This is a genomic window from Kitasatospora sp. NBC_01300 (genome assembly GCF_041435235.1).
Classification (GTDB): Bacteria; Actinomycetota; Actinomycetes; order Streptomycetales; family Streptomycetaceae; genus Kitasatospora.
The window spans coordinates 1,137,675-1,158,823 of record NZ_CP108409.1; the positions used below are offsets into that span (position 1 = coordinate 1,137,675).

The following is a 21,149-nucleotide window of genomic DNA, read 5'->3' on the forward strand; positions in this document are numbered from 1 at the left end:
TGCGTGCGGGACCGCCCGCCGTTACATTGAGGCGCAGGGGGCGGCAGAAGGGGCGGGAGATCCCGAACGGGGTGGCTGATGCACGCGATCACCGACTGGCTGGACGGCCTGTCCGGCCCGGTCGTGTACGTGGTCGTCGCCGCCCTCGTCTTCGCCGAGGACGCCCTCTTCTTCAGCTTCCTCATCCCCGGCGAGAGCGCGGCCGTCCTCGGCGGTTTCCTCGCCCACCAGGGCAGGGTGTCCATCGGCTGGCTGGTCCTCGCCGTGGTCTGCGCGGCCGTCCTGGGGGACTCCGTCGCCTACGAGATCGGCCGCCACTTCGGCCCGGCGGTCCTCGACACGCGGATGCTGCGGCGTCATGAGGAGCAGGTCGACAAGGCCCGTGACCTGATCCGCCGACGGGGGCCGGCCGCCGTGTTCTTCGGCCGCTTCGTCGCCTTCTTCCGCCCCGTGGTGCCGACGCTGGCCGGTGTCTCCCGCATGCCGTACCGCCGTTTCCTCCTCTTCAACGCCCTCGGCGGCCTCGCCTGGGGCGTCGGGTTCACCCTTCTCGGCTTCTTCGCCGGGGCCGCCTACACCAAGGTCGAGGGCACGGTCGGCGGTGTCGTCGCCGCCCTGCTCGCCGCGGTGGTCGTCATCGCCCTCATCGTCTGGCGCGTGCGCCGCCGCAGGTCCGCCGCCCGTACGCGGTCCCGCCGTATGCGGTCCCCCGACGGCCAGGACGGGAAGCACTGATGGCCGGACCGCCCGGCCGACCGCGCCGACCGCGCCGACCGCGCCGAGGCCGGCGAACGGCCCGGGCGCCGGGCGGGTTTCCGGGACCAGGGCCATGAATCGGCCCGGGGCGGGTAGCCGAGCGCTGCCGCCGCCGGCGTTCGGTGCCGCTGCGGACAACCCGGCGTCACTGCCAGAAACGGAGTCCGTCGTATGACCGTCGTCACCTCCTGGTCCACCGCCGTCACGCTGCCCGAAGGCCCGTTCCCCGATGTGACCGTCGAGGCGCAGCTGCGCTTCGACACCTCGCTGCCGTACGCGGTGTGCCTGGTCTTCCCGCCCCTCGGGGGCGGCGGGGAGGCGCAGTGGGTCTTCGCGCGCGACCTGCTGAACGAGGGCCGCCACGCCCCCGCCGGCCACGGGGACGTGACGGTGGCGCCCGGGCGGGCGGGCCGGGTCCTGGTCACCCTGTGCGCCGAGAACGGCCGGGCCGTGATCAGCATCCCCGCGGACGCCGTGACGGCCTTCCTCCTCGACTCCTTCGCCCTGGTGCCGGCCGGCACCGAATCCGACCACCTCGACATCGACGCCGTCCTCGACCGGATCCGGTCCTGACCCGCCACGGGCGACGGCGGCGACCGCTCGGTGAAGGGCCCGGCATGCCCGAGCGGGGAGCCGAACCATTCCGCTGCGGGCGGGATGGTTTGCCCGGCCCGCAGAGCGGTACACGCGGATCATGGGCGCGGCCGGAGAAACGACGGCTCCGCCACCCCCGGACGGTTCCGGCATCACCATCGAACGGCCGGACCGCCCCTCCTGACAACCGTCCCAGTCACCACACGGGAGGACCTCGTGATCGTCCTCGGCGTCATCCTGCTCATCATCGGTTTCGTCACCGGGATCTCGATCCTGTGGACCATCGGCATCATCCTGGCCGTCATCGGCCTCGTCCTGTGGATCGCGGGCTCCGTCGGGCACGCCGTCGGCGGGCGTCGCCACTACTACTGATCCGCTCGTCCTACTTTCCGCACCACCCGCCCCAACCACCTGATCCACCCGTTCACCGGCTCGTGCGGCTGTCAGCCCCGGCACCACGTGGGTGCCGACGCCGACAGCCGCACGGTGCCGACAGCCGCACCGCACCGCCCGCAGCACCGCACCGCACCGCACCGCCCGCCGTCCTCAACGGCGGAGGCGGCTCGCCCTCAACGGCGGTGGCGACCCGCGCTGCGGCCGGGCGCCGGGATCACGCCCGGGGCGGGGAGGAACAGCCGGGCGACCTCGCGGCCCAGGTTCACGCCGATCGCCACCGCCATCGCCGTGGCCGTGGCGCGCCCGACGCCGGCGAGCCCGAGATCGGGCTCCCCCCGGACGAAGGCCAGCAGCCCGAAGTACAGCAGCGAGCCGGGCAGCAGCGGCCCCAGGGCCGCGGTGACGTACGGCAGCGAGGAGCTTCCCCGGTACCGGGCCATGAGCTGGCCGGACAGGCCCACCAGCCCGGCGGCGAGGCCGGTGGCCATGATGGGCTCGCCGCCGGCGTTGACCAGGACGCCGTACGTCGTCCAGCCGACCCCGCTGTTGAGCAGGACGGCCGGCAGCGTGCCCGGCTCGGTGTTGAGCAGCACCGCGAAGGTCAGGGTGAGCAGGAGCGCCGCCACCAGTTGGAGCGGCGGGTTCGACGCCGCGACCGGGACGGGCCGGGCCGCCAGGTCGGCGCCGTTGTTGACGCCGATGTAGAGCACGGTCATCACCCCGACCACCACGCCGGCCATCATGTACAGCGTTTCCATCAGGCGTGCGGCCGCGGTGAGGTAGAAGCCCGCGAGGCCGTCCTGCGCCGCCGCCACCATGGGCCATCCGGGCAGGAGCGTGTAGAGCCCTCCGGTGATCACCACCGATCCGCCCAGGTTCAGCCCGTTGAAGGACAGCAGGATGCCGATCGCCGCCGCCGGGGTCGCGGCCGTCGCGATCCGGTAGAACTCCGGGAGGTCGTGGCGTCCGACCAGCGCCGCGAGCCGGTCGCCGGCCAGTGCCGCGGCGACGGCGCTGACGAACACCAGCCAGGCCCGGGCGTCGGCCCGGCCGCCGACCAGCAGCGTCGCGGCGCCGGCCAGCAGGCCGGAGGACAGGACCAGGAGCCAGGCGGGGTAGCGGCGGCAGTGCCGGCGCACGGCCCTCAGCCGGTGGTGGGCGTCGTCGACGACGAGTCCGCCGGTCGTGATCTCGGTGACCAGCCGGAAGAGCACGGCCAGCCGCGCGTAGTCCCCGGCCGGGTGGCGCACGGACCGCTCGACCGTCACGGGTGGCTCCGAGGGGCCCGGCTGGTACGAGATCGCCACCCGGGTGAAGGTGACCTGGGGGTCACAGGGCTGGGCCCGGTAGGCCTGCGCGACGGCGAGCATGGCGGCCTCGACGTCCTCAGCGGCCTCGCCGCAGGCCAGCATCAGCTCGCCCACCAGCAGCGCGAGGTCCAGGACGGCGGCCACCGCGGCCGGCCCCGGGTCGTCCGCACCGGGTTCGCCGGTCACCAGCGGGCGGTCGGTGGTCGGGGTGCGCAGCAGCGGCAGCATCAGGTCCGGCCAGGCCGCCGTGCCGTCGGCGTCGGCGGATCCGCTCCCCGCCCCGGGCGGCGCCGCCCGGCCGGGCGCTCGGCCCCTTCCGGGAGTCCGCTCCTCCCCGGGAGCTCGACCTTCCCCCGGAACTCGGCCTTCCCCGGGGACGGGGGCGGGGGCGGCCCCGGGGGCCTCCTCCGGACTCGCCTGGGGCGGGACTCTTCCGGTCCGGCTCGCCGGCCCGTCCGCCTCGGCCCGCACGCCGAACTGCTCGTGTTCCGGCATCGTCGCTCCCTGCAACACCCCCCACCTGGTGACCTTTCGCACCCATTCGACTACCCGCAGCCATCATTTCGTGAACGTCTCGACCGGAGCGCGGGCGTCCGTTCACGCCCGCCGTTCGTGGCCCGACCCGCCGCGCAGACCGAGGACCGGGGAGAGTTCGCAGGTCAGCAGCCTGACACCGGGGCCCGAGAGGGCGAACGGCCATCGAACCGGGGCCGTCCGGGTGAAGCCCGGGGCGGTGGGCGAGCCCCGTCCGGCCGTCCTGCCGCCACGGGATATGGCTATCGGGACACACGATCGGAGCGGACGGGAGGAGCGGCGTGCGGCTGTCGAGGTGGAGGACGCGGGCCGGGCGGCGGGCGGAGCGGGCCGCCCGGAACACGGCGGTCGCGCTGGACCGGCGGCTGCCGCTGTTCGACGGGGCCAAGGGCCTGCTCCGGAAGGTCTTTCCCGACCACTGGTCCTTCCTGCTCGGCGAGTTGGCGCTCTACACCTTCGTGCTGCTGCTGTTGACCGGCGTCTTCCTGACGTTGTTCTTCACACCGTCCATGGCCGAGCTCGTGTACGCCGGAACGTACCCGCCGCTTCGCGGGGTGCGGATGTCCCAGGCGTACGCCTCGACGCTGTCGATCAGTTTCGACGTGCGCGGCGGCCTGCTGATCCGCCAGATCCACCACTGGGCGGCACTGGTGTTCACCGCCGCGATCTGCGCGCACCTGCTGCGCATCTTCCTCACCGGCGCGTTCCGCCGACCCCGGGAGGTCAACTGGCTGGTGGGGCTGACGCTGTTCCAACTCGCCCTGCTGGAGGGTTTCGCGGGCTACTCGCTGCCCGACGACCTGCTCTCCGGCACCGGCCTGCGCACGGCCCAGGGCTTCATCCTGTCGGTCCCGCTGGTCGGCACCTACCTGAGCTTCTTCCTCTTCGGCGGGGAGCTTCCCGGGCACGACATCATCCCCCGCCTGTACAGCGCGCACATCCTGCTGCTGCCCGGTCTCCTGCTCGGCCTGATCACCGCGCACCTGATCCTGGTCTTCCACCTCAAGCACACCCAGTGGGCCGGGCCCGGACGCACCAACCGCAACGTCGTCGGGAAGCCCCTCTTCCCGCACTTCAGCGTCCAGACGGCGGGCCTGATGGCGATGGTCTTCGGGGTGCTGGCGCTGGCCGCCGCCCTCGCCCAGGTCAACCCGATCTGGCTGTACGGGCCCTACCGCCCCGACCAGGACTCCACCGACGCGCAGCCGGACTGGTACATGGGGTTCATCGAGGGCGCGCTGCGGCTGATGCCCGGCGCCGAGACCCGGCTGTGGGGCCACACCGTCGCCTGGAACCCGCTGATTCCGGCCGTGCTGTTCCCGCTGCTGTTCTTCGCCGCCCTGTACGGCTATCCGTTCTTCGAGCGCTGGATCACCCCGGGGAGCGGCGAGCAGCACCTGTGCGACCGCCCCCGCAACCGGCAGACCCGGACGGCGCTGGGTGTCGCCGGGACGTGCTTCTACGTCGTCCTGCTGGTCGCCGGCGGCCAGGACGTCGTCGCCCGGGCACTGGACGTGCCGGTGGAGGGCCTGAACCGGTTCCTGCGGGTGGGCCTGTTCGTCGGGCCGGTGGCGGCCTTCTGGATCACCCGGCGCCTGTGCCTGGCCCTGCAGGAGCGGGACCTGGAGCGGGTGACGGAGGGCGACGAGACCGGGTTCGTGCACGAGGCCGTCGAGGGCGCCTTCCACGGCGAGCACCGGCCGCTCCCCGCCGGCCTGCGCTACACGCTGGCCCTGCGCGACGCCCCGCTTCCCCTGCCGGCGCCGGGCGAGGGCGCCTCGCGGCGCGCACGGCTGCGGGCCGCCCTGAGCTCCTGGTACTACCGGGACGACGTGGAGACGGCGGTGGACGAGCCGCAGCCGGGGCCGCTCACGTCCGCCGACGCGGGCCGCGCCGAGCGGTGACCCCGACGACCGACCGCCGACCCGCCGAACTCACTGCCCGCGCTGGGCGTGCTGGAAGACGAAGCCCAGGACGCCGGCGCCCGTCACACCCGCTCCGATGAGGAGGAGCCACAAGGCGTACACCAGCCCCAGCCCGGTGACCGCGACGCCCGCCGCGGTGAGCAGCGGGTAGTAGCTGCGCGGTGCGAAGAACTCCAGCGGCCCGGCACCGGTGACGATCTCGGCGTCGGTGCGGTCCTGCGGCCGACGGCCGCGGCGGGAGTACTGGGTCCGGAAGAAGAACGCGATCAGCGTGGACATCATGAAGGCCACGACCAGCGCCGCCTTGCCGGCCGGCTCCCGGGCGAACCAGCCGTAGATCGAAGCGGCGACGGCGAAGAACAGCGCGACGCCCGCGAACAGGTAGGACTCGGTCTTCACCGCGCGTTCTCCTCGCCTTCGAGCGCCGTGCGCGAATACTCCGGGTGGTGCAGGTCGAAGGCCGGGCCTTCGGAGCGGATGCGGGGCAGGGCGTGGAAGTTGTGGCGCGGCGGCGGGCAGGAGGTCGCCCATTCCAGGGAGCGCCCGTAGCCCCACGGGTCGTCCTCGGTGACCGGGGCGCCGTACCTGGCGGTGCGCCACACGTTGTACAGGAAGGGCAGGGTCGACGCGCCCAGCAGGAACGCACCGACCGAGGAGACGGTGTTCAGGGTGGTGAAGCCGTCCGAGGGCAGGTAGTCGGCGTAGCGGCGCGGCATGCCCTGGGCGCCGAGCCAGTGCTGCACGAGGAAGGTGATCTGGAAGGCGGGCAGCAGCATCCAGAAGTGGATCCTCCCGAGGCGTTCGTCCAGCAGCCGGCCGGTGATCTTGGGCCACCAGAAGTAGAAGCCGGCGAACATCGCGAACACGACCGTCCCGAACAGGACGTAGTGCAGGTGGGCGACCACGAAGTAGCTGTCGGTGACGTGGAAGTCGATCGGGGGCGCGGCCAGCAGGACGCCGGTCAGCCCGCCGAGGAGGAAGGTCACCAGGAAGCCGAGGGAGAACAGCATGGGCGTCTCGAAGGAGAGCGAGCCGTTCCACAGGGTGCCGATCCAGTTGAAGAACTTCACCCCGGTCGGCACCGCGATGAGCAGCGAGGCCAGGGAGAAGAACGGCAGCAGCACCTGGCCGGTGGCGAACATGTGGTGGGCCCACACGACCGCGGACAGCGCGGTGATCGCGATCGTGGCACCGATCAGTCCGTAGTAGCCGAAGACCGGCTTGCGGCTGAACACCGGGATGACCTCGGAGATGATGCCGAAGAACGGCAGCGCCACGATGTACACCTCGGGGTGGCCGAAGAACCAGAACAGGTGCTGCCACAGCATCGCCCCGCCGTTGGCCGGGTCGAAGACGTGGGCGCCCAGCTTGCGGTCCGCCTCCAGCGCGAACAGCGCCGCGGTCAGCGGGGTGAAGGCGAGCAGCGCGAGGATCGAGGTGAACAGCACGTTCCAGGTGAAGACCGGCATCCGGAACAGCGTCATGCCCGGTGCCCGCAGGCAGACGATGGTGGTGATGAAGTTGACGGCTCCCAGGATCGTGCTCAGACCCGCCACGATCAGCCCCACCGCCCACAGGTCGGCGCCCGTTCCCGGGCTGTGGATCGGCCCGTTCAGCGGGGCGTAGGCGAACCAGCCGAACGACGCGGCGCCGTCGGTGGTCAGGAAGCCCCCGACCACCATCAGGCCGCCGAACAGGTACACCCAGTACGTGAACGCGTTCAACCGGGGGAACGCCACGTCCGGGGAACCGATCTGCAGCGGCATCACGGCGTTCGCGAAACCGGCGAACGTCGGCGTGGCGAACAGCAGCATCATGATCGTCCCGTGGATGGTGAACAACTGGTTGTACTGGTCGTTGCTCACCACCTGAAGCCCTGGCCGCATGAGCTCCGCGCGCATGAGCATCGCCAGCAGCCCGGCGAACAGGAAGAACCCGAACGCCGTCGTCAGGTACAGGTTGCCGATGGCCTTGTGGTCGGTCGTGCTCAACCACCGCAGCACCGCCGAGCCTTGACGCCGCCGGACCACGCCGGGCGCCGGGCGGGCGGCGGCCCGCCGCCGGGTCTGCGCCATCCGCTTCCTCCTCCTGCCGGGGCCCGCCCGTACCCGCGGGGGAAAGACGCGGAGACGCTCGCCGGGACACACGCTGTGGCGCCATGCAATCACCCAGCGTGGCAAGGTTCTCTGAACCGGAGTCGGCGTGGCGGCCCCGGCCGGGCGCGGATGACGAACTCGGCGCACCGGTGCGATCCGGTGCGGCGCCGTCTCAGGTCCGCGACGGGTCAGCCGCGGGCCAGCCGCGAGGCGTCGAACTCGGCCCAGATCGTCTTCCCGTGGCTGTGCGGTTCGGCGCCCCACCGGTCGGCGGTCCGCTCCACGATGAACAGGCCGTGGCCGCCGGGCAGGGCCGGGTTGTGCGGGCGGCGCGGGGTGGGCAGGGTCGGGCTGCGGTCGCTGACCTCGGCCCGCAGGCGGGCCCCGGTGGCGTCCAGGACCAGTTCCAGCGGGCCGTCGCCGTGGAGCATGGCGTTGGCGACGAGCTCCGCCACCAGCAGGACGACGTCCGCGAGGGCGTCTTCGTCGACGCCGGGCCCGGCGGCGGCCGCGTACCAGTCGTCGAGGGCGCGGGCGGTGAAGGTCCTGGCGAGGGCGACCGGCTTGGGGATGCCGGACAGGGTCAGCCGCCTGCGCTGGCCGCCGACGGGCAGCACCGGGCCCGGCTGGTACGGATCGCCGTCCAGGGTTCCCCGGCTCATCGTCATGTGAGGACACCCTTTCGGATCGACGGCGGTCTCGCACGGTCGGTTTCCCGGCAGTTCTCGGATTATGCCCCGCGCCGGCGTCGAACCGGGGCCGGGGCGGGCGGCCGGCCCGCCTCGGGCCGAGGCCCTGGCGGCCCGAGCCGGGGCGGTCAGGCCGCCAGGGCCTCGTCGACCGAGTCGTGGATGGAGAACACCGCCTGCGCGCCGGTCAGTTCGAGGACCCGCATGACGGTCGGCGCCACGGCGGCCAGATGCAGTTGCAGCCCCTCCTCCGCCGCCGCGAGGCGGGTCTTGAGCAGGAGGTTCAGGCCGGAGGAGTCGCAGAAACCCACCCCGGCGAGGTCGATCACCACCGCGCCGCGGCGCTGCGCGATCACGCTGGTGAGCAGGTTGGCGGCCGAGGCGAGCGTCTCGATGTCGAGGTCGCCCACGAGGGCGCACACCACCGCGCCGGAGTCCGTGGCACGGGTCTCGACCACCAGTTCCCCGGGGCGCGGGGACGCTGCCGGCGCGGCGGCCCGGACGTCGTCGAATGGCATCATCGTCGTCTCCTCCATGTCCATGCCTTCCGACCATACGGAGGTTGTGCCGGACTGCCAAACACGGGGGTGTGCGCCCGGCTTGGTCCTCCCCGGGGCTCGTGCGGCCACGCATCCTCAGCCGTCCTCCAGCCCGTCGCGCAGGTGCCGCAGGGTGCGGCTGAGCAGCCGGGAGACGTGCATCTGGGACAGCCCGAGGCGGGCGCCGATCTGCGACTGCGTCATGTCCTCGCAGAAGCGCATGGACAGGATGAGCCGCTGCCGCTCCGGCAGGTCGGCGATGAGCGGCTTGAGCGTCACCAGGTCCTCGACGAGGGCGAGGTCCCGGTCGTCCTCGCCGAGCCGGTCGCCCAGGGGGCCGGGGGCGTCGTCGTCGTTGCTGCCGCCGAGGTCCAGGGAGCCGGCGGTGTGCGCGTTCGCGGCGGTCAGCCCCTCGACGACCTCCTCGGGGGAGAGCGCGAGGTGCTCGGCCAGTTCGGCGACCGTGGGGGCCCGGTCCAGGTCCTGCGACAGGCGTTCCTGCGCCTTGGCCAGGAGGATGCGCAGCTCCTGGAGGCGCCGTGGCACGTGGACGGCCCACGTGGTGTCGCGGAAGTGGCGCCGGATCTCGCCGAGGACGGTCGGTATGGCGAAGGTGGTGAACTCGGCGCCGAGGTCGGGGTCGAAGCGGTCGATGGCCTTGATCAGGCCGACCGCGCCGACCTGGAGCAGGTCCTCCTGCGGCTCGCGGTGCGAGTTGAAGCGGCGGACCGCGAACCTCACCAGGGACAGGTTCGTCTCGACCAGGGTGGCGCGGACGTACGAGTACTCCTTCGTCCCCTCCTCCAGCGTGCGGAGCCGGCGCAGCAGCACCTTGTTGAGCTCGCGCGCGTCGGCCGGCGCGATCTCCCGCAGGTCGTCGGCGTCGGCGAGCTCCGGCGGGAGCAGGTCCCGCAGCCCTCCGGCGTCGGCGAGTTCCGGCGACGGCAGGTCCCGGGACTCTCCGCCAGGAGCGGCCGTGCGGGACGGACCTCCCGTCGACGGGTGGGCGGAGGCGGGCAGTTCCCCAGTGGTCGTGGCCATCGGACTCCCTCTCTCGTGCTCTCTCGTGTCGGCGCGGTCTGCCCCCCGGTACCCCGTGTCGGCGGATCGATGCAGCCGCCCCCCGTGGAGGTTTCGTGAAGCCCGCACCGGCTCCGGGGCGCGGAAGCGCGTCCGGGCGCGCGTCGGGGCGACGGACGGGGCGTACGACCGGGTGGCGACCGTTGTCCGGCGGTGTACGGGCTGGGGTAGCCTCCGAGGGCGGTACAACACCTGGAACGACGGCCAGGTCCCCCGGCCCGTCCTTCGGGGTGCCCACGACCGGATTCGGGCCAGTCGGCCCGGCGTTCCACGGAGGCGACGTTCGATGGCTGGCCCGACCCCGTCCCGCGACTCACAGCACCACCCGGACGAGGGGGCGGGCGCCGCGCAGGTGGGCGAGCCGGAACTGCGGCTGCTGCTGGCCGGGTTGACGGCGGTGCGCGACGGCGACTTCAGCACCAAGCTGCCGGGCGACGCGGACGGGCTGCTGGGCGAGATCGCCACGGTGTTCAACGGCATGGTCGACCAACTGTCGCGGTTCACCTCGGAGGTGACCAGGGTCGCCCGGGAGGTCGGCACCGAGGGCCGGCTCGGCGGCCAGGCCCAGGTGCCAGGGGTGTCGGGCACCTGGGAGGACCTGACCGACTCGGTCAACGCGATGGCGGGCAACCTCACCACCCAGGTGCGGGACATCGCCCAGGTCGCCACCGCGGTGGCCAAGGGGGACCTGTCGCAGAAGATCACCGTCGACGCCCGGGGCGAGATCCTGGAGCTGAAGAACACCGTCAACACGATGGTCGACCAGCTGTCCTCGTTCGCCGGTGAGGTGACCCGGGTGGCACGGGAGGTCGGCACCGAAGGCATCCTCGGCGGCCAGGCCGACGTCAAGGGCGTCTCGGGGACGTGGCGCGACCTCACGGACTCGGTGAACTTCATGGCCGGCAACCTCACCGGCCAGGTCCGCGCGATCGCCCGGGTGGCCACGGCCGTCGCACGCGGGGACCTGTCGCAGAAGATCACCGTCACCGCGCGCGGCGAGATCCTGGAACTGAAGGAGACCATCAACACGATGGTCGACCAGCTGTCCTCCTTCGCCGACGAGGTGACCAGGGTCGCCCGGGAGGTCGGCACCGAGGGCCGACTCGGCGGCCAGGCCGAGGTGGAGGGCGTCTCCGGCACCTGGAAGCGCCTCACCGAGAACGTCAACGAGCTGGCCGGCAACCTCACCCGGCAGGTCCGCGCGATCGCCGAGGTCACCAGCGCCGTCGCCGCCGGCGACCTCACCCGCTCGATCAGCGTGGACGCCTCCGGCGAGGTCGCCGACCTCAAGGACAACATCAACGCCATGGTCGGCTCCCTGCGCGAGACCACCCGCGCCAACGAGGAACAGGACTGGCTCAAGACCAACCTCGCCAGCTTCTCCGCCCTGATGCAGGGCCGGCGCGACCTCGGGGTCGTCGCCGAGTCCGTCATGGACGAACTCGCCCCCCTCGTCGGCGCGCAGTGCGGCGTCTTCTACCTCGCCGAGGACAGCCCCGTCGGGACGGTGCTCCAGCTGGTCGGCTCCTACGCCTTCCCCGACGGCGAGCGCCCCACCCGCTTCCGCCTCGGCGAGTCGTTCGTCGGCCAGGCCGCGCGCAGCCGGCGCGCCATCACCGTCGACTCGCTGCCGCCGGACTACCTGGCCGCCGCCTCCGGTCTCGGCCGCACCGGGGCGCTGTCCCTGGTGGTGCTGCCCATCGTGGTCGAGGACCAGGTCCTCGGCGTCATCGAACTGGCCTCCGTCCAGCCGTTCACCCAGGTCCACCTGGACTTCCTCGACCAGCTCATGGAGACCATCGGCGTCAACGTCAACACCATCATCGCCAACGCCCGCACCGACGAGCTGCTCGACGAGTCCCAGCGGCTCACCGCCGAACTCCAGGTCCGCTCACAGGAGTTGCAGTCACGCCGGGACGAGTTGCAGGCCTCCAACGCCGAGCTGGAGGAGAAGGCCGACCTGCTGGCGGCGCAGAACCGCGACATCGAGACCAAGAACCTGGAGATCGAACAGGCCCGCCAGGAACTGGAGGAGCGCGCCCACCAGCTGTCCCTCGCCTCGAAGTACAAGTCGGAGTTCCTGGCCAACATGAGCCACGAACTGCGCACCCCGCTCAACAGCCTGCTCATCCTCGCCCAGCTGCTCGCCCAGAACCCCAGTCGCAACCTGACCTCCAAGCAGGTCGAGTACGCCGGGATCATCCACTCCGCCGGCTCCGACCTGCTCCAGTTGATCAACGACATCCTCGACCTGTCCAAGGTCGAGGCCGGAAAGATGGACCTCAACATCGAGGCGGTGCCGCTGCGCGCGCTGCTCGACTACGTCGAAGCCACCTTCCGCCCGCTGACCAGCCAGAAGAACCTCGCCTTCACGGTGCGGACGGTCCAGCAGATCCCCGCCGAACTCCTCACCGACGACTACCGGTTGCGCCAGGTGCTGCGCAACCTGCTGTCCAACGCCGTCAAGTTCACCGAGCAGGGCCGGGTCGAACTGCGCATCGAGCCCGCCGACGAGACCGACCTGCCCGACGCCGTCCGGCGCGGCGGCCCGGTGCTCGCCTTCCACGTGAGCGACACCGGAGTCGGCATCGCCCCCCAGCACGTGGAGAGCGTCTTCGGCGCCTTCCAGCAGGCCGACGGCACCACCAGCCGCAAGTACGGCGGCACCGGCCTCGGGCTGTCCATCAGCCGCGAGATCGCCTACCTGCTCGGCGGCGCGATCACGGTGGAGAGCACCCTGGGCCGGGGCAGCACCTTCACCCTCTACGTCCCCGCGACCCGCCCCGACCTGGCCGAGGCCGGCGCCGACGGGGCCCGCAGGGCGCTGGGCGCCGGTGGCACCGGCCCGTCCGAGGCCCCGGAGCGCGCCCCCTCGCCTCCCGCCGCCGGTCAGCCGCGGCGCCTGCTCGTGGTCGAAGGCCGCCCCAACGGCCTGCTGTCCCTGGTGGCGGAGAACGCCGTCGCCGACATCGCCCGCTCCGACGGCGCCCAGCGCCGGGTCGAGATAGTCACCACGGTCGGCGCCCCGGAGGCCGCCACTGCGCTCGCCACCGCCCCGTACCACTGCGTCGTCCTGGAGCTCGACCTGCCGGACCGCGCGGCGGCCACGCTCCTGACGGAGATGGAACGCGACCCGGCCCTGCACACCGTCCCGGTGCTGGCCCACAACAGCCGGGGCGTCACCACCCACGACGAGCACGCCGTCCGCCGGGAGGGGGAACGGCCGCTGGAGCTCATCTCCAGCCTCGACGAGCTGCGCGAACGCATCGCCCTCCACATGGGCGCCGACGGGCCCGGGCACGTCCTGCCCCCGGTGCGCCGCACGGACGGGAACCCCGCCCGGGGCCGCGGGGCCGACCCGGTGCTCTCCGGCCGCACCGCGCTGGTGGTCGACGACGACGACCGCAACCTCTTCGCGATCACCAGCATCCTGGAGCTGCGCGGCATGCGGGTCCTCCAGGCCGAGAACGGGCTCGCCGCGCTCGAAGCCCTGCGCGCGCACCCCGGGATCGACGTGATCCTGATGGACGTGATGATGCCCGAGATGGACGGCTACACCGCCACCGCGGCGATCCGCGCCATGCCCGAGCACGAGGGGCTGCCGATCATCGCGGTCACCGCCAAGGCCATGATCGGCGACCGGGAGAAGAGCCTGGCCTCGGGAGCCAGCGACTACATCACCAAGCCGGTGGACGCCGACGAGGTGATCGGCAGGATCAGGGACCACCTCACCCGGTAGCCGCCCTGCCCCGTGCGCCCCGCGTCCCCGCGAGCCCGCGCGCCCACCCCGACAGTCCAGAACCCAGGAGCCGACAGCCGTGCACCACCCGCAGGAGCCGCACGCCACGGACCGTCCGCAGGAGCCGCGCGCCACGGACCGTCCCGCAGCGGTCGGACCGGCCGACATGCCGAGGGTCGGAGCGCAGCGGGGCGCTGCCGAGGCGCAGGCGGCGGCCCGGGCCCGCTCCGAAGGCGAGTCCGCGGCGGTCGACCGGCTCGCCACCACGGTGGAGCGGCTCAGGATGGAACTGGAACAGGCCCAGGCCCAGGCGGCGGGCCGCGCCGTCGTCGAGATGGGCGTCGGAGTGCTGGTGGAGCGCCTGCGGTGCGGGCCCACCGAGGCCGCCAGGCAGCTGGAGAGCCTCGCGGAGCAGGCCGGGGTGACGGTCCTGGCGCTCGCCGCCGACCTGGTCAACCAGGCCGCGGCGGACGAGATCTCCGCCCTCGCCCGCGAGTTCGTCGCCGACGCCTCGGCTCCTGCGGCCGAAGCGGTGGCCGTGCGGCTGCGCAGTGCCGAGGCGGACGTGCTCGCCGGCGGTGACGCCGCGGCGGCGGCGCGTTCCATGCTGGAACACGCGCTGCGGCCGCTCGGCGCATCCGCCGTCGCCATCTGGGCCGCCCACCCGGACCTCTCCCTGTCGCTGGCGGGCAGCGCCGGTTTCCCCGAGGAGGAGGCACGCCGCTGGCGCCACGTCCCGCCGGGCGTGCCGACCCCCGCCCGCCGGGCCCTGGACGAGCGGGCGGCGATCGGCTACCCGACGCTCGCCGGCGCCTCGCTGCCCTCGATCGGCCAGCACGAGATCCACGGCGGCCGGCTCGCCGTCCCGGCCGGCGTCGGCGGGCGGCTCATCGGCGTCCTGGAGATCTGCTGGCCCGGCACGCTGCCCGAGCGCCCCCAGCCGCTCCAACGCCAGTTCGAGGCGCTCGCCGAGCTGGCCGCCACCACGCTGGAGTCCTGGAGCGGGCAGGAGCCCGCCGCCTGCGACCCGGCCGACGCGCAGTTCAACGAACTGCGGCAGCTCACCGACGGCCTGCTCGACCCGTGCATGATCCTGCGGGCGGCGCCGGACAGCGTCGAGTTCCCGCCCCGGTTCGTGATCCGGCACCTCAACCCGGCCTTCGTCGACTTCGCCGGCCGGCCCACCGGCGTGATCACCGGCACCCGCCTGCTGGAGGCGTACCCGCTGGCGGCCGAACCGGGCGGCCTGGCCGACAAGGTCGAACACGTCTTCGCCACCGGAGAACCCTTCCGCGCCCAGGACATGCGCCTCGCCGCCCTGGTCGACGGAGTGCCGCTGACCACCCGGGCGCAGGTGAGCATCAGCCGGCACGGCAGCCACCTCGCGGTCGTCTGGCGCCTCGACGACGGCACCCCGCGCGTCGCCCGCCTGCTGCAGCACGCCCAGCGGCTCGGCCGGATCGGCGGTTTCGAGGAGAACCTGCGGACCCGGCAGATCGCCTGGAACGAGACGGTGTTCGAGCTGCACGGGCTGCCGCCCACCGCCGCGCCCCTGGCCCTCGACCAGCTCCCCGACCACGCCCACCCGGACGACCGCCACGCCATCGACCGGTTCCTGCGCACCCTCCTGCACCACCGGCGCCCGGCCTCCACCGCCTTCCGCCTCCAACGGCCGGACGGCGTCACCCACCACATCCGCGTCGTCGCGGAGCCCGTCCGCGATCCCGGCAGCGGTCTCGACGGCGATGCCGGCAGCAGGCTCGACAGCGCTCCCGGCAGCGGTCTCGGCACCGTCCGCGGCGCCTACCAGGACATCTCCGCCCAGCACTGGACGGAGGTCGCACTCGCCGCCACCCGCGACCAGCTCGCGCAGAGCGAGCAGCAGGCGGCCGAACGCAGCCGCCTCGCCCTCCAGCTCCAGCACGCCATCATGCCGCCCACCCGGGGCCCGCTGGACCTGCACGACCTGAGCGTCGCCGTGCGCTACCGCCCGGCGGAGAAGGACCACCTGGTCGGCGGGGACTGGTACGACACCCTCGCCCTGCCCTCCGGAGACGTCCTGCTGTGCGTGGGCGACGTCTCCGGGCACGGCATCGAGGCCGCCACCGGCATGGTCGCGCTGCGCAACGCCCTGCGCGGCCTGGCCGCCACCGGCGCCGGGCCGGCCCAGCTGCTGAGCTGGCTCAACAGCGTCACCCACCACCTGACCGACAACGTCACGGCCACCGCGGTGTGCGGCCTCTACGAACCCGCGACCCGTCGGCTGCGGTGGGCCCGCGCCGGGCACCCGCCGCCGGTCCTGCTGCGTGGCGGGCGGGCGGCCATCCTGCCCCAGCTGGGCGGCATCCTCCTCGGCGCGATCGGCCACGCCGACTACGAGCAGGGCGAGCTCGTCCTGGAGGCCGGCGACACGCTGGTGATGTACACCGACGGGCTCATCGAGCGCCGCGACGAATCCCTCCAGGCGTCGCTGACCAGCCTGACGGCCCTCGCCGAGGAGTCCCGCACCGGATCGGCCACCGGGTCCGCCACCAGGTCCGCAGCCGGCTCGGACACCGGCTCGGCCAACCTCGAAGAGCTCCTGGACCACCTGCTGCGCTACAGCAACGCCGACACCGACGACGACACCTGCCTGGTCGGAGTGATGGTGCGGTAGCGGTCGGACGGGCAGGGCAGGCGCATGTCCGCGACGAACCGGGGCAACCGAGGGACGAATCGACGCATCCCCTGATCGAGGAGGTCCCCGTGCTCGCCCTGGTCCTGGTCCTGCTGCTCGCCCTGCTCCTGTTCGGCTTCGGCTTCGCCCTGAAGGTGCTGTGGTGGGTGGCCCTCGCGGTCCTCGTCGTCTGGCTGCTGGGCTTTCTCGCCCGCGGCACCACCTCCTCCGGCGGACGGGGTCGCTGGTACCGCTGGTAGCCCGCCGTACGCACGGCCCCGTCGCCGGCCGCCGGGGCGCCCGAGCCGCCGCGCAGCCCCTGCGCGGCGGCTCGCGCGTGCGTGCCTCCCGCACCGCTCCGGGGGGCGGAACCGGCAGGTGTCGCGGGCGCGGGCCGGGGCAGACGCCGGGGCATGAACCCGATCGAACGGGCCCTGCGCGCCGTGGACCGCTTCCAGCAGCACCACCGGGTGCCCGCCGTGGTCATCGGCGTCGTGCGCAAGTACGGGGACGACCGGGGCGGGCTGCTGTCCGCCCTGATCACCTACTACGGATTCGTCGCCCTGATCCCGCTGCTGCTCCTGCTCAGCACCGTCCTCGGCTTCGTCCTGCACGGCCACCCCGGGGCCCAGCAGTCCGTGCTGAACTCGGCGCTCGCCGACTTCCCGATCATCGGCGACCAGCTGCGCCAGAACGTCCACTCCCTCCAGGGCAGCGGCCTGGCACTGGCCATCGGCGCGCTCGGCCTGCTGTACGGAGCGCTCGGCATCACGCAGGTCCTCCAGCACGCCATGGCCGAGGTCTGGAACGTGCCCGGGGTGCAGCGGCCCGGCTACTGGCCCCGGCTGGCGCGCGGCCTGCTGCTGTTCACCGTCCTGGCCGCCGGCCTGGTGCTGGGCACGGCGGCCGCCTCGCTGGTCGGCAGCGCCCTGGGCGGCGTGCCCGCCCGGGTCGGGGGCCTGCTGGTCTCGGCGCTGCTGAACACCGCCCTGTGCCTGGCCTGCTTCCGCGTCCTCACCCCGCGCGAGATCCCGACCCGGGCCCTGCTGCCCGGCTGCGTCGTCGCCGGGCCGCTGTTCACCGTCCTCCAGGCGTTCGGTTCGCTCCTGGTGACCCACGAGCTGCGCCACGCGGGCCAGGTCTACGGCTTCTTCGCGACCGTGATCGGCCTGCTCTCCTGGCTCTACCTGGCCGCGCAGATCACCGTGTACACCGCCGAGGCCAACGCGGTGCTCACCCGTCGGCTGTGGCCCCGCAGCCTCCTGCAGCCGCCGCTCACCGCCGCCGACCAGAAGGTGCTGTCCTCCGTCGCCCGTCAGGAGGAGCGCCGCCCCGAGCAGCACGTCGAGGTCTCCTTCCACGACGGGGAGCGGCCCGGCGGGGCCGGGGACGACGGGCCGCGCGGCCCGTCGTCCCCCGACGCCCGGTGACACCAGGTGAAACCCCCTGCGGCTACCGCCCGCCCCCGCCCGGGCCCCGCAGCTCGCCCGCCGGGGCGGCGATCGCGGGCCGGTACACGGTGAGCCCGGCCGGGGCCTTGGACAGTCGCAGGGCCCCGCGCGCGGGGACGCTCTCGCCGTCCACGGCGATGCGGGCGGCGTCGCCGAGGGAGTCCAGGTCCAGGGCACGCAGCCGAACAGCCCGGTAGACCCGGGACCGGTCCAGGGTGCCGGAGAGGAAGGCGGCGGCCAGGCGGGTGCGGGCGAAGGGCCGGCCGCCGTCGACGACCCGGACGTCGAGCTGTCCGTCGGCCAGGGCGGCGCGGTGGGTGGGGGCGAAGCCCGCCGGTTCGTACGCCCCGTTGCCGGCGAACAGCAGCCACAGCCGGTGCGGGCGGCCGTCGGCGTGGACGGTGACGGGTTCGGCGGTCGGCAGCAGCTTGGCGACGGCCACCGCGAGGGCCGGCCACTTGCCGATGCGCTTCTCCAACTTCTCCCGCTGGTGGACGAGTTCGGGGTAGATGCCGAGGCTGAAGGTGTTCACGAAGGTCCGGGTGCCGGCGTCGTCGGCGGCCAGGCCCAGGTCCACGCCGACGGCGGTGCCGGCCTCGACGGCCTCGGCGGTGGCCTCGTGGGTGGTGGCGCCGAGGTCGAGGGCGAAGTGGTTCAGGGTGCCGCCGGGGAAGACCGCCAGCGGCAGCGCGCGCTCGACGGCCAGCGCCGCGGCCAGGTTGACGCTGCCGTCTCCGCCGCACACCCCGAGCGCGCCGCCGGCCCGGGCGGCCCGGTCGGCGGCCTCCGTCAATATCTTCGCCAGGTCGTCCTGCGGCCCGCACACCCGGACGTCCGCCTCGGGCAGCAGGGCGCGCAGCGTCCCGGCCACGTCCTCGGCGTCGGGGGCGAGCGGAGAGCCGCTGCCGGAGCCCGAGTTGACCACCACCGACAGCCCCCTCCCCTGCGGCAGGGCCGGGGCCGGAGAGGAGGCCGGGGCGGCGGGCGGCGGCACGTCGGAGGAGCGCGGCCACCAGTGCAGGGTCGCGGCGGCGGCCGCCGTACCCAGCGCCGCACCGGCCAGGACGTCGCCCGGGTAGTGCACGCCGGTGTAGACGCGCGAGAGGGCCACCGCCGCCGCGACCGGCGCGACGGCCGCGCCCAGCAGCGGGGACTCGATCGCCACACCGGCGGCGAAGGCGGCCGCGGACGCGGAGTGACCGGAGGGGAAGGAGGTGGTGACGGGCTGGCGCAGCAGCCGGCGCACGGCCGGGACGGCGTCCAGCACCGGGCGGGGTCGGCGGGTGGCGTGCTTGGCGACGGTGTTGGCGGTGGCCGAGGCGATGGCGAGCGAGCCGAGGCCGCGCAGGGCCGCGCGTCGCCCGCGGCGTCCGCCGACCGCGCCGAGGACGGCGGCGGTGCCCATCCACAGCACCCCGTGGTCGGCGGCCCGGCTCAGCGCCCGCAGCCAGGGGCGGGTGCCGTGCAGTGGCGCGGCGGCGATGCGGTCGAAGAGGGCTCGGTCTATGGCGTCCAGTCGGGTGGTCTTCAATCGCTTCATCCGACGAACCTACGGCGCGCGGGCGACAACGCCGAGGAGGAGGCCGGGGGTGTGTCGCGCCGCTGTCCCGCGTCGCTGTCCCGCACCGCTACCCCGCGTCGCGCGGCGGCAGCCCCCGGGTGATCCGGTCGAACAGCTCGGCCAGCGGCTCGCCGAGGTCCTGACCGAACTCGGTCAGCCCGTAGGTGACCTGGGGCGGTGTCGTCGGCTCGACCCTCCGCCAGACCAGGCCGTCCTGGACCAGCGCGCGCAGGGTCTGGGCGAGCATCTTCTCGCTGATGCCGTGGATGCTCTCGCGCAGCTCGTAGAACCGCAGGTCGTTGCTCTGCAGGGAGATCAGCACCCAGATGCCCCACCTGCTGGTCACGTGGTCGACCACATCGCGCGCGGGGCAGTCGGTGTGAAACACCTCATACCGCTTCCCGGCCTCGCCCTGCCTGTGCTGCACACCTACCACCATGTCCTGAGCTTACGTCAAGGTATGTCCTTACCAAAGGTTAGCCCTGGCTCCTAGCGTGAGGACCACCGAGGCCACAGCGGCCACGGCGGACGTCGAACGAGGAGCTGACCATGATCGTGGTGACCGGGGCTACCGGAAATGTGGGCCGGCCGCTGACGCGGGCACTGGCCGAGGCGGGCCGACAGGTGACGGCGGTGTCGCGGCACGCGGCGGCGGTGCCGGACGGTGTCCGCCACGTGGCGGCCGACCTGGCCGGGCCGGCCGGCCTCGAACCCGCGCTGGCCGGGGCGGAGGCGCTCTTCCTGCTGCTGTCCGGCGACCTGCACGCCGCCGGGGCCGACCCGGCCGACCTCATCGGCCAGGCCGTGGCCGGCGGGGTCCGCCGGATCGTCCTGCTCTCCTCGCAGGGCGTGGCGACCAGGCCCTTCGGCCCGACGCGGATCGCGATGCGCGAACTGGAGGACGTCCTGCGGGGGTCCGGCGTGGGCTGGAGCATCCTGCGGCCGGGCGGCTTCGCCTCCAACGCCCTGTGGTGGGCCGAGTCCGTCCGCGCACAGCGGGTCGTCGCCGCGCCCTTCGGCGACGTCGGGGTGCCGATCATCGACCCGGCGGACATCGCCGACGTCGCGGCGGCCTGCCTGCTGGAGGACCGGCACAGCGGCGGCGTGTACGAGCTGACCGGCCCGGAGGTGATCACCCCGCGCCGGCAGGCGCAGGCCATCGCGGCCGCCCTGGGCTCGCCGGTGCGGTTCCACGACCTCACCCGCGACGAGGCCTCCGCCGCCATGGCCCACGGCATGCCGGTGGAGCTCGCCGAGGACACCCTGGACATCCTCGGCTCCCCGAACCCGGCCGAGCTGCGCGTCAGCCCGGACGTGCAGCGGGTCCTCGGCACCGCCCCGCGCCCCTTCGCCGACTGGGCCGCCCGCAACGTCGCCGCCTTCCGCTGAGCCTGCCCAACCGGCCCCGTCGGCACCGCGTCGGCTCATGGCCGACGGCCGACTCCGGATGTTCCGGGTGTGGAACCGGCGATCCCGGGCAGACGCCGTCCGGGGTGGACCGAGCCCCCACTACCGAGAGGACTGATCCGATGAGTGCCAAGGACAAGCTGCACAACGCGGCCGAGAAGGTCCACGGCAAGGCCAAGGAAGCCGCCGGACGGGCCACGGGCGACCGGGTCGTCGAGGCCGAGGGCCGGGGCAAACAGGTCAAGAGCGACCTGAAGCAGGCCGGCGAGAAGATCAAGGACATCGGAAAGGACTGACCTGGTCCAACCGGCTCGACCGTCCCTGCCCCCGGCCGTTGGACCCAGGAACCCGTGGGGACGCCGTAGTCCCGCGTGACCGGCGAGGGCGCCCGGCCGCCACGCGCCAAGGCCCGAACC

The 21,149-nt window shown here is 73.4% G+C and carries 18 protein-coding genes; 10 read left to right on the forward strand and 8 right to left on the reverse strand.

The window, feature by feature from the left end:
• Positions 1–78 precede the first annotated feature (78 nt).
• From OG556_RS38285 to OG556_RS38295, 3 genes are all read left to right on the forward strand, one after another.
• The gene (locus OG556_RS38285; RefSeq protein ID WP_331744856.1) at positions 79–735 is read left to right on the forward strand and encodes a DedA family protein; all 657 of its coding nucleotides are present in this window, start codon (positions 79–81) and stop codon (positions 733–735) included.
• Positions 736–927: 192 nt separating this feature from the next.
• Positions 928–1,329, forward strand: a complete 402-nt coding sequence (locus OG556_RS38290) for an SsgA family sporulation/cell division regulator (RefSeq protein ID WP_331744857.1) — start codon at positions 928–930, stop codon at positions 1,327–1,329.
• A 237-nt stretch (positions 1,330–1,566) separates the two neighbouring features.
• Entirely contained in the window at positions 1,567–1,722 is a 156-nt protein-coding gene (locus tag OG556_RS38295; RefSeq protein WP_167745913.1) for a DUF6131 family protein, read from the forward strand.
• 197 nt (positions 1,723–1,919) lie between these two features.
• Here OG556_RS38295 and OG556_RS38300 read toward each other — a convergent pair whose 3' ends face one another.
• Positions 1,920–3,284 carry a threonine/serine exporter ThrE family protein gene (locus tag OG556_RS38300; protein WP_371523127.1) on the reverse strand — a complete coding sequence of 455 codons (1,365 nt, stop codon included), beginning with the start codon at positions 3,282–3,284 and terminating at the stop codon, positions 1,920–1,922.
• A 587-nt stretch (positions 3,285–3,871) separates the two neighbouring features.
• Here OG556_RS38300 and OG556_RS38305 point away from each other — a divergent pair.
• Positions 3,872–5,494 (forward strand): ubiquinol-cytochrome c reductase cytochrome b subunit, encoded by a 1,623-nt coding sequence (locus tag OG556_RS38305; protein ID WP_331744864.1) that lies wholly within the window; start codon positions 3,872–3,874, stop codon positions 5,492–5,494.
• Between the two features lie 30 nt (positions 5,495–5,524).
• Here OG556_RS38305 and OG556_RS38310 read toward each other — a convergent pair whose 3' ends face one another.
• From OG556_RS38310 to OG556_RS38330, 5 genes are all read right to left on the reverse strand, one after another.
• The gene (locus OG556_RS38310; RefSeq protein WP_331744866.1) at positions 5,525–5,914 is read right to left on the reverse strand and encodes a cytochrome c oxidase subunit 4; all 390 of its coding nucleotides are present in this window, start codon (positions 5,912–5,914) and stop codon (positions 5,525–5,527) included.
• Positions 5,911–7,590: a cytochrome c oxidase subunit I gene (gene ctaD, locus OG556_RS38315; protein ID WP_331744868.1), complete on the reverse strand. Its 1,680-nt coding sequence runs from the start codon at positions 7,588–7,590 to the stop codon at positions 5,911–5,913. The genes OG556_RS38310 and ctaD overlap by 4 nt, the downstream gene beginning before the upstream one ends.
• A gap of 209 nt (positions 7,591–7,799) precedes the next feature.
• Positions 7,800–8,279 (reverse strand): ATP-binding protein, encoded by a 480-nt coding sequence (locus tag OG556_RS38320; protein WP_331744871.1) that lies wholly within the window; start codon positions 8,277–8,279, stop codon positions 7,800–7,802.
• A gap of 149 nt (positions 8,280–8,428) precedes the next feature.
• Positions 8,429–8,821, reverse strand: coding sequence for an STAS domain-containing protein (locus OG556_RS38325; protein ID WP_371523128.1), 393 nt, complete (start codon positions 8,819–8,821; stop codon positions 8,429–8,431).
• A gap of 114 nt (positions 8,822–8,935) precedes the next feature.
• Positions 8,936–9,880, reverse strand: a complete 945-nt coding sequence (locus OG556_RS38330; RefSeq protein ID WP_331744875.1) for an RNA polymerase sigma factor SigF — start codon at positions 9,878–9,880, stop codon at positions 8,936–8,938.
• Positions 9,881–10,205: 325 nt separating this feature from the next.
• Between OG556_RS38330 and OG556_RS38335 the strand changes: the two genes are divergently transcribed.
• The 4 genes from OG556_RS38335 to OG556_RS38350 all read left to right on the forward strand — a co-directional run bounded on the left by OG556_RS38335 (position 10,206) and on the right by OG556_RS38350 (position 17,744).
• Positions 10,206–13,658: a HAMP domain-containing protein gene (locus OG556_RS38335; RefSeq protein WP_331744877.1), complete on the forward strand. Its 3,453-nt coding sequence runs from the start codon at positions 10,206–10,208 to the stop codon at positions 13,656–13,658.
• A gap of 166 nt (positions 13,659–13,824) precedes the next feature.
• Positions 13,825–16,314 carry a SpoIIE family protein phosphatase gene (locus OG556_RS38340; protein ID WP_331745477.1) on the forward strand — a complete coding sequence of 830 codons (2,490 nt, stop codon included), beginning with the start codon at positions 13,825–13,827 and terminating at the stop codon, positions 16,312–16,314.
• Between the two features lie 89 nt (positions 16,315–16,403).
• On the forward strand, positions 16,404–16,574 hold the full coding sequence (locus OG556_RS38345; RefSeq protein ID WP_331744879.1) for a hydrophobic protein: 171 nt from the start codon (positions 16,404–16,406) through the stop codon (positions 16,572–16,574).
• A 153-nt stretch (positions 16,575–16,727) separates the two neighbouring features.
• Positions 16,728–17,744: a YihY/virulence factor BrkB family protein gene (locus OG556_RS38350; protein WP_331744881.1), complete on the forward strand. Its 1,017-nt coding sequence runs from the start codon at positions 16,728–16,730 to the stop codon at positions 17,742–17,744.
• Between the two features lie 22 nt (positions 17,745–17,766).
• Here the strand turns inward: OG556_RS38350 and OG556_RS38355 are convergent, their stop codons facing one another.
• On the reverse strand, positions 17,767–19,305 hold the full coding sequence (locus tag OG556_RS38355) for a phosphatase PAP2 family protein (protein ID WP_331744884.1): 1,539 nt from the start codon (positions 19,303–19,305) through the stop codon (positions 17,767–17,769).
• An 88-nt stretch (positions 19,306–19,393) separates the two neighbouring features.
• A complete protein-coding gene (locus OG556_RS38360; RefSeq protein WP_331744886.1) occupies positions 19,394–19,765 on the reverse strand; it encodes a helix-turn-helix domain-containing protein in 372 nt (123 codons plus the stop codon).
• 110 nt (positions 19,766–19,875) lie between these two features.
• Between OG556_RS38360 and OG556_RS38365 the strand changes: the two genes are divergently transcribed.
• Both OG556_RS38365 and OG556_RS38370 read left to right on the forward strand, forming a co-directional pair.
• A complete protein-coding gene (locus tag OG556_RS38365; RefSeq protein WP_331744889.1) occupies positions 19,876–20,715 on the forward strand; it encodes an NAD(P)H-binding protein in 840 nt (279 codons plus the stop codon).
• A gap of 140 nt (positions 20,716–20,855) precedes the next feature.
• Entirely contained in the window at positions 20,856–21,029 is a 174-nt protein-coding gene (locus tag OG556_RS38370; protein WP_331744891.1) for a CsbD family protein, read from the forward strand.
• Positions 21,030–21,149: the final 120 nt, after the last annotated feature.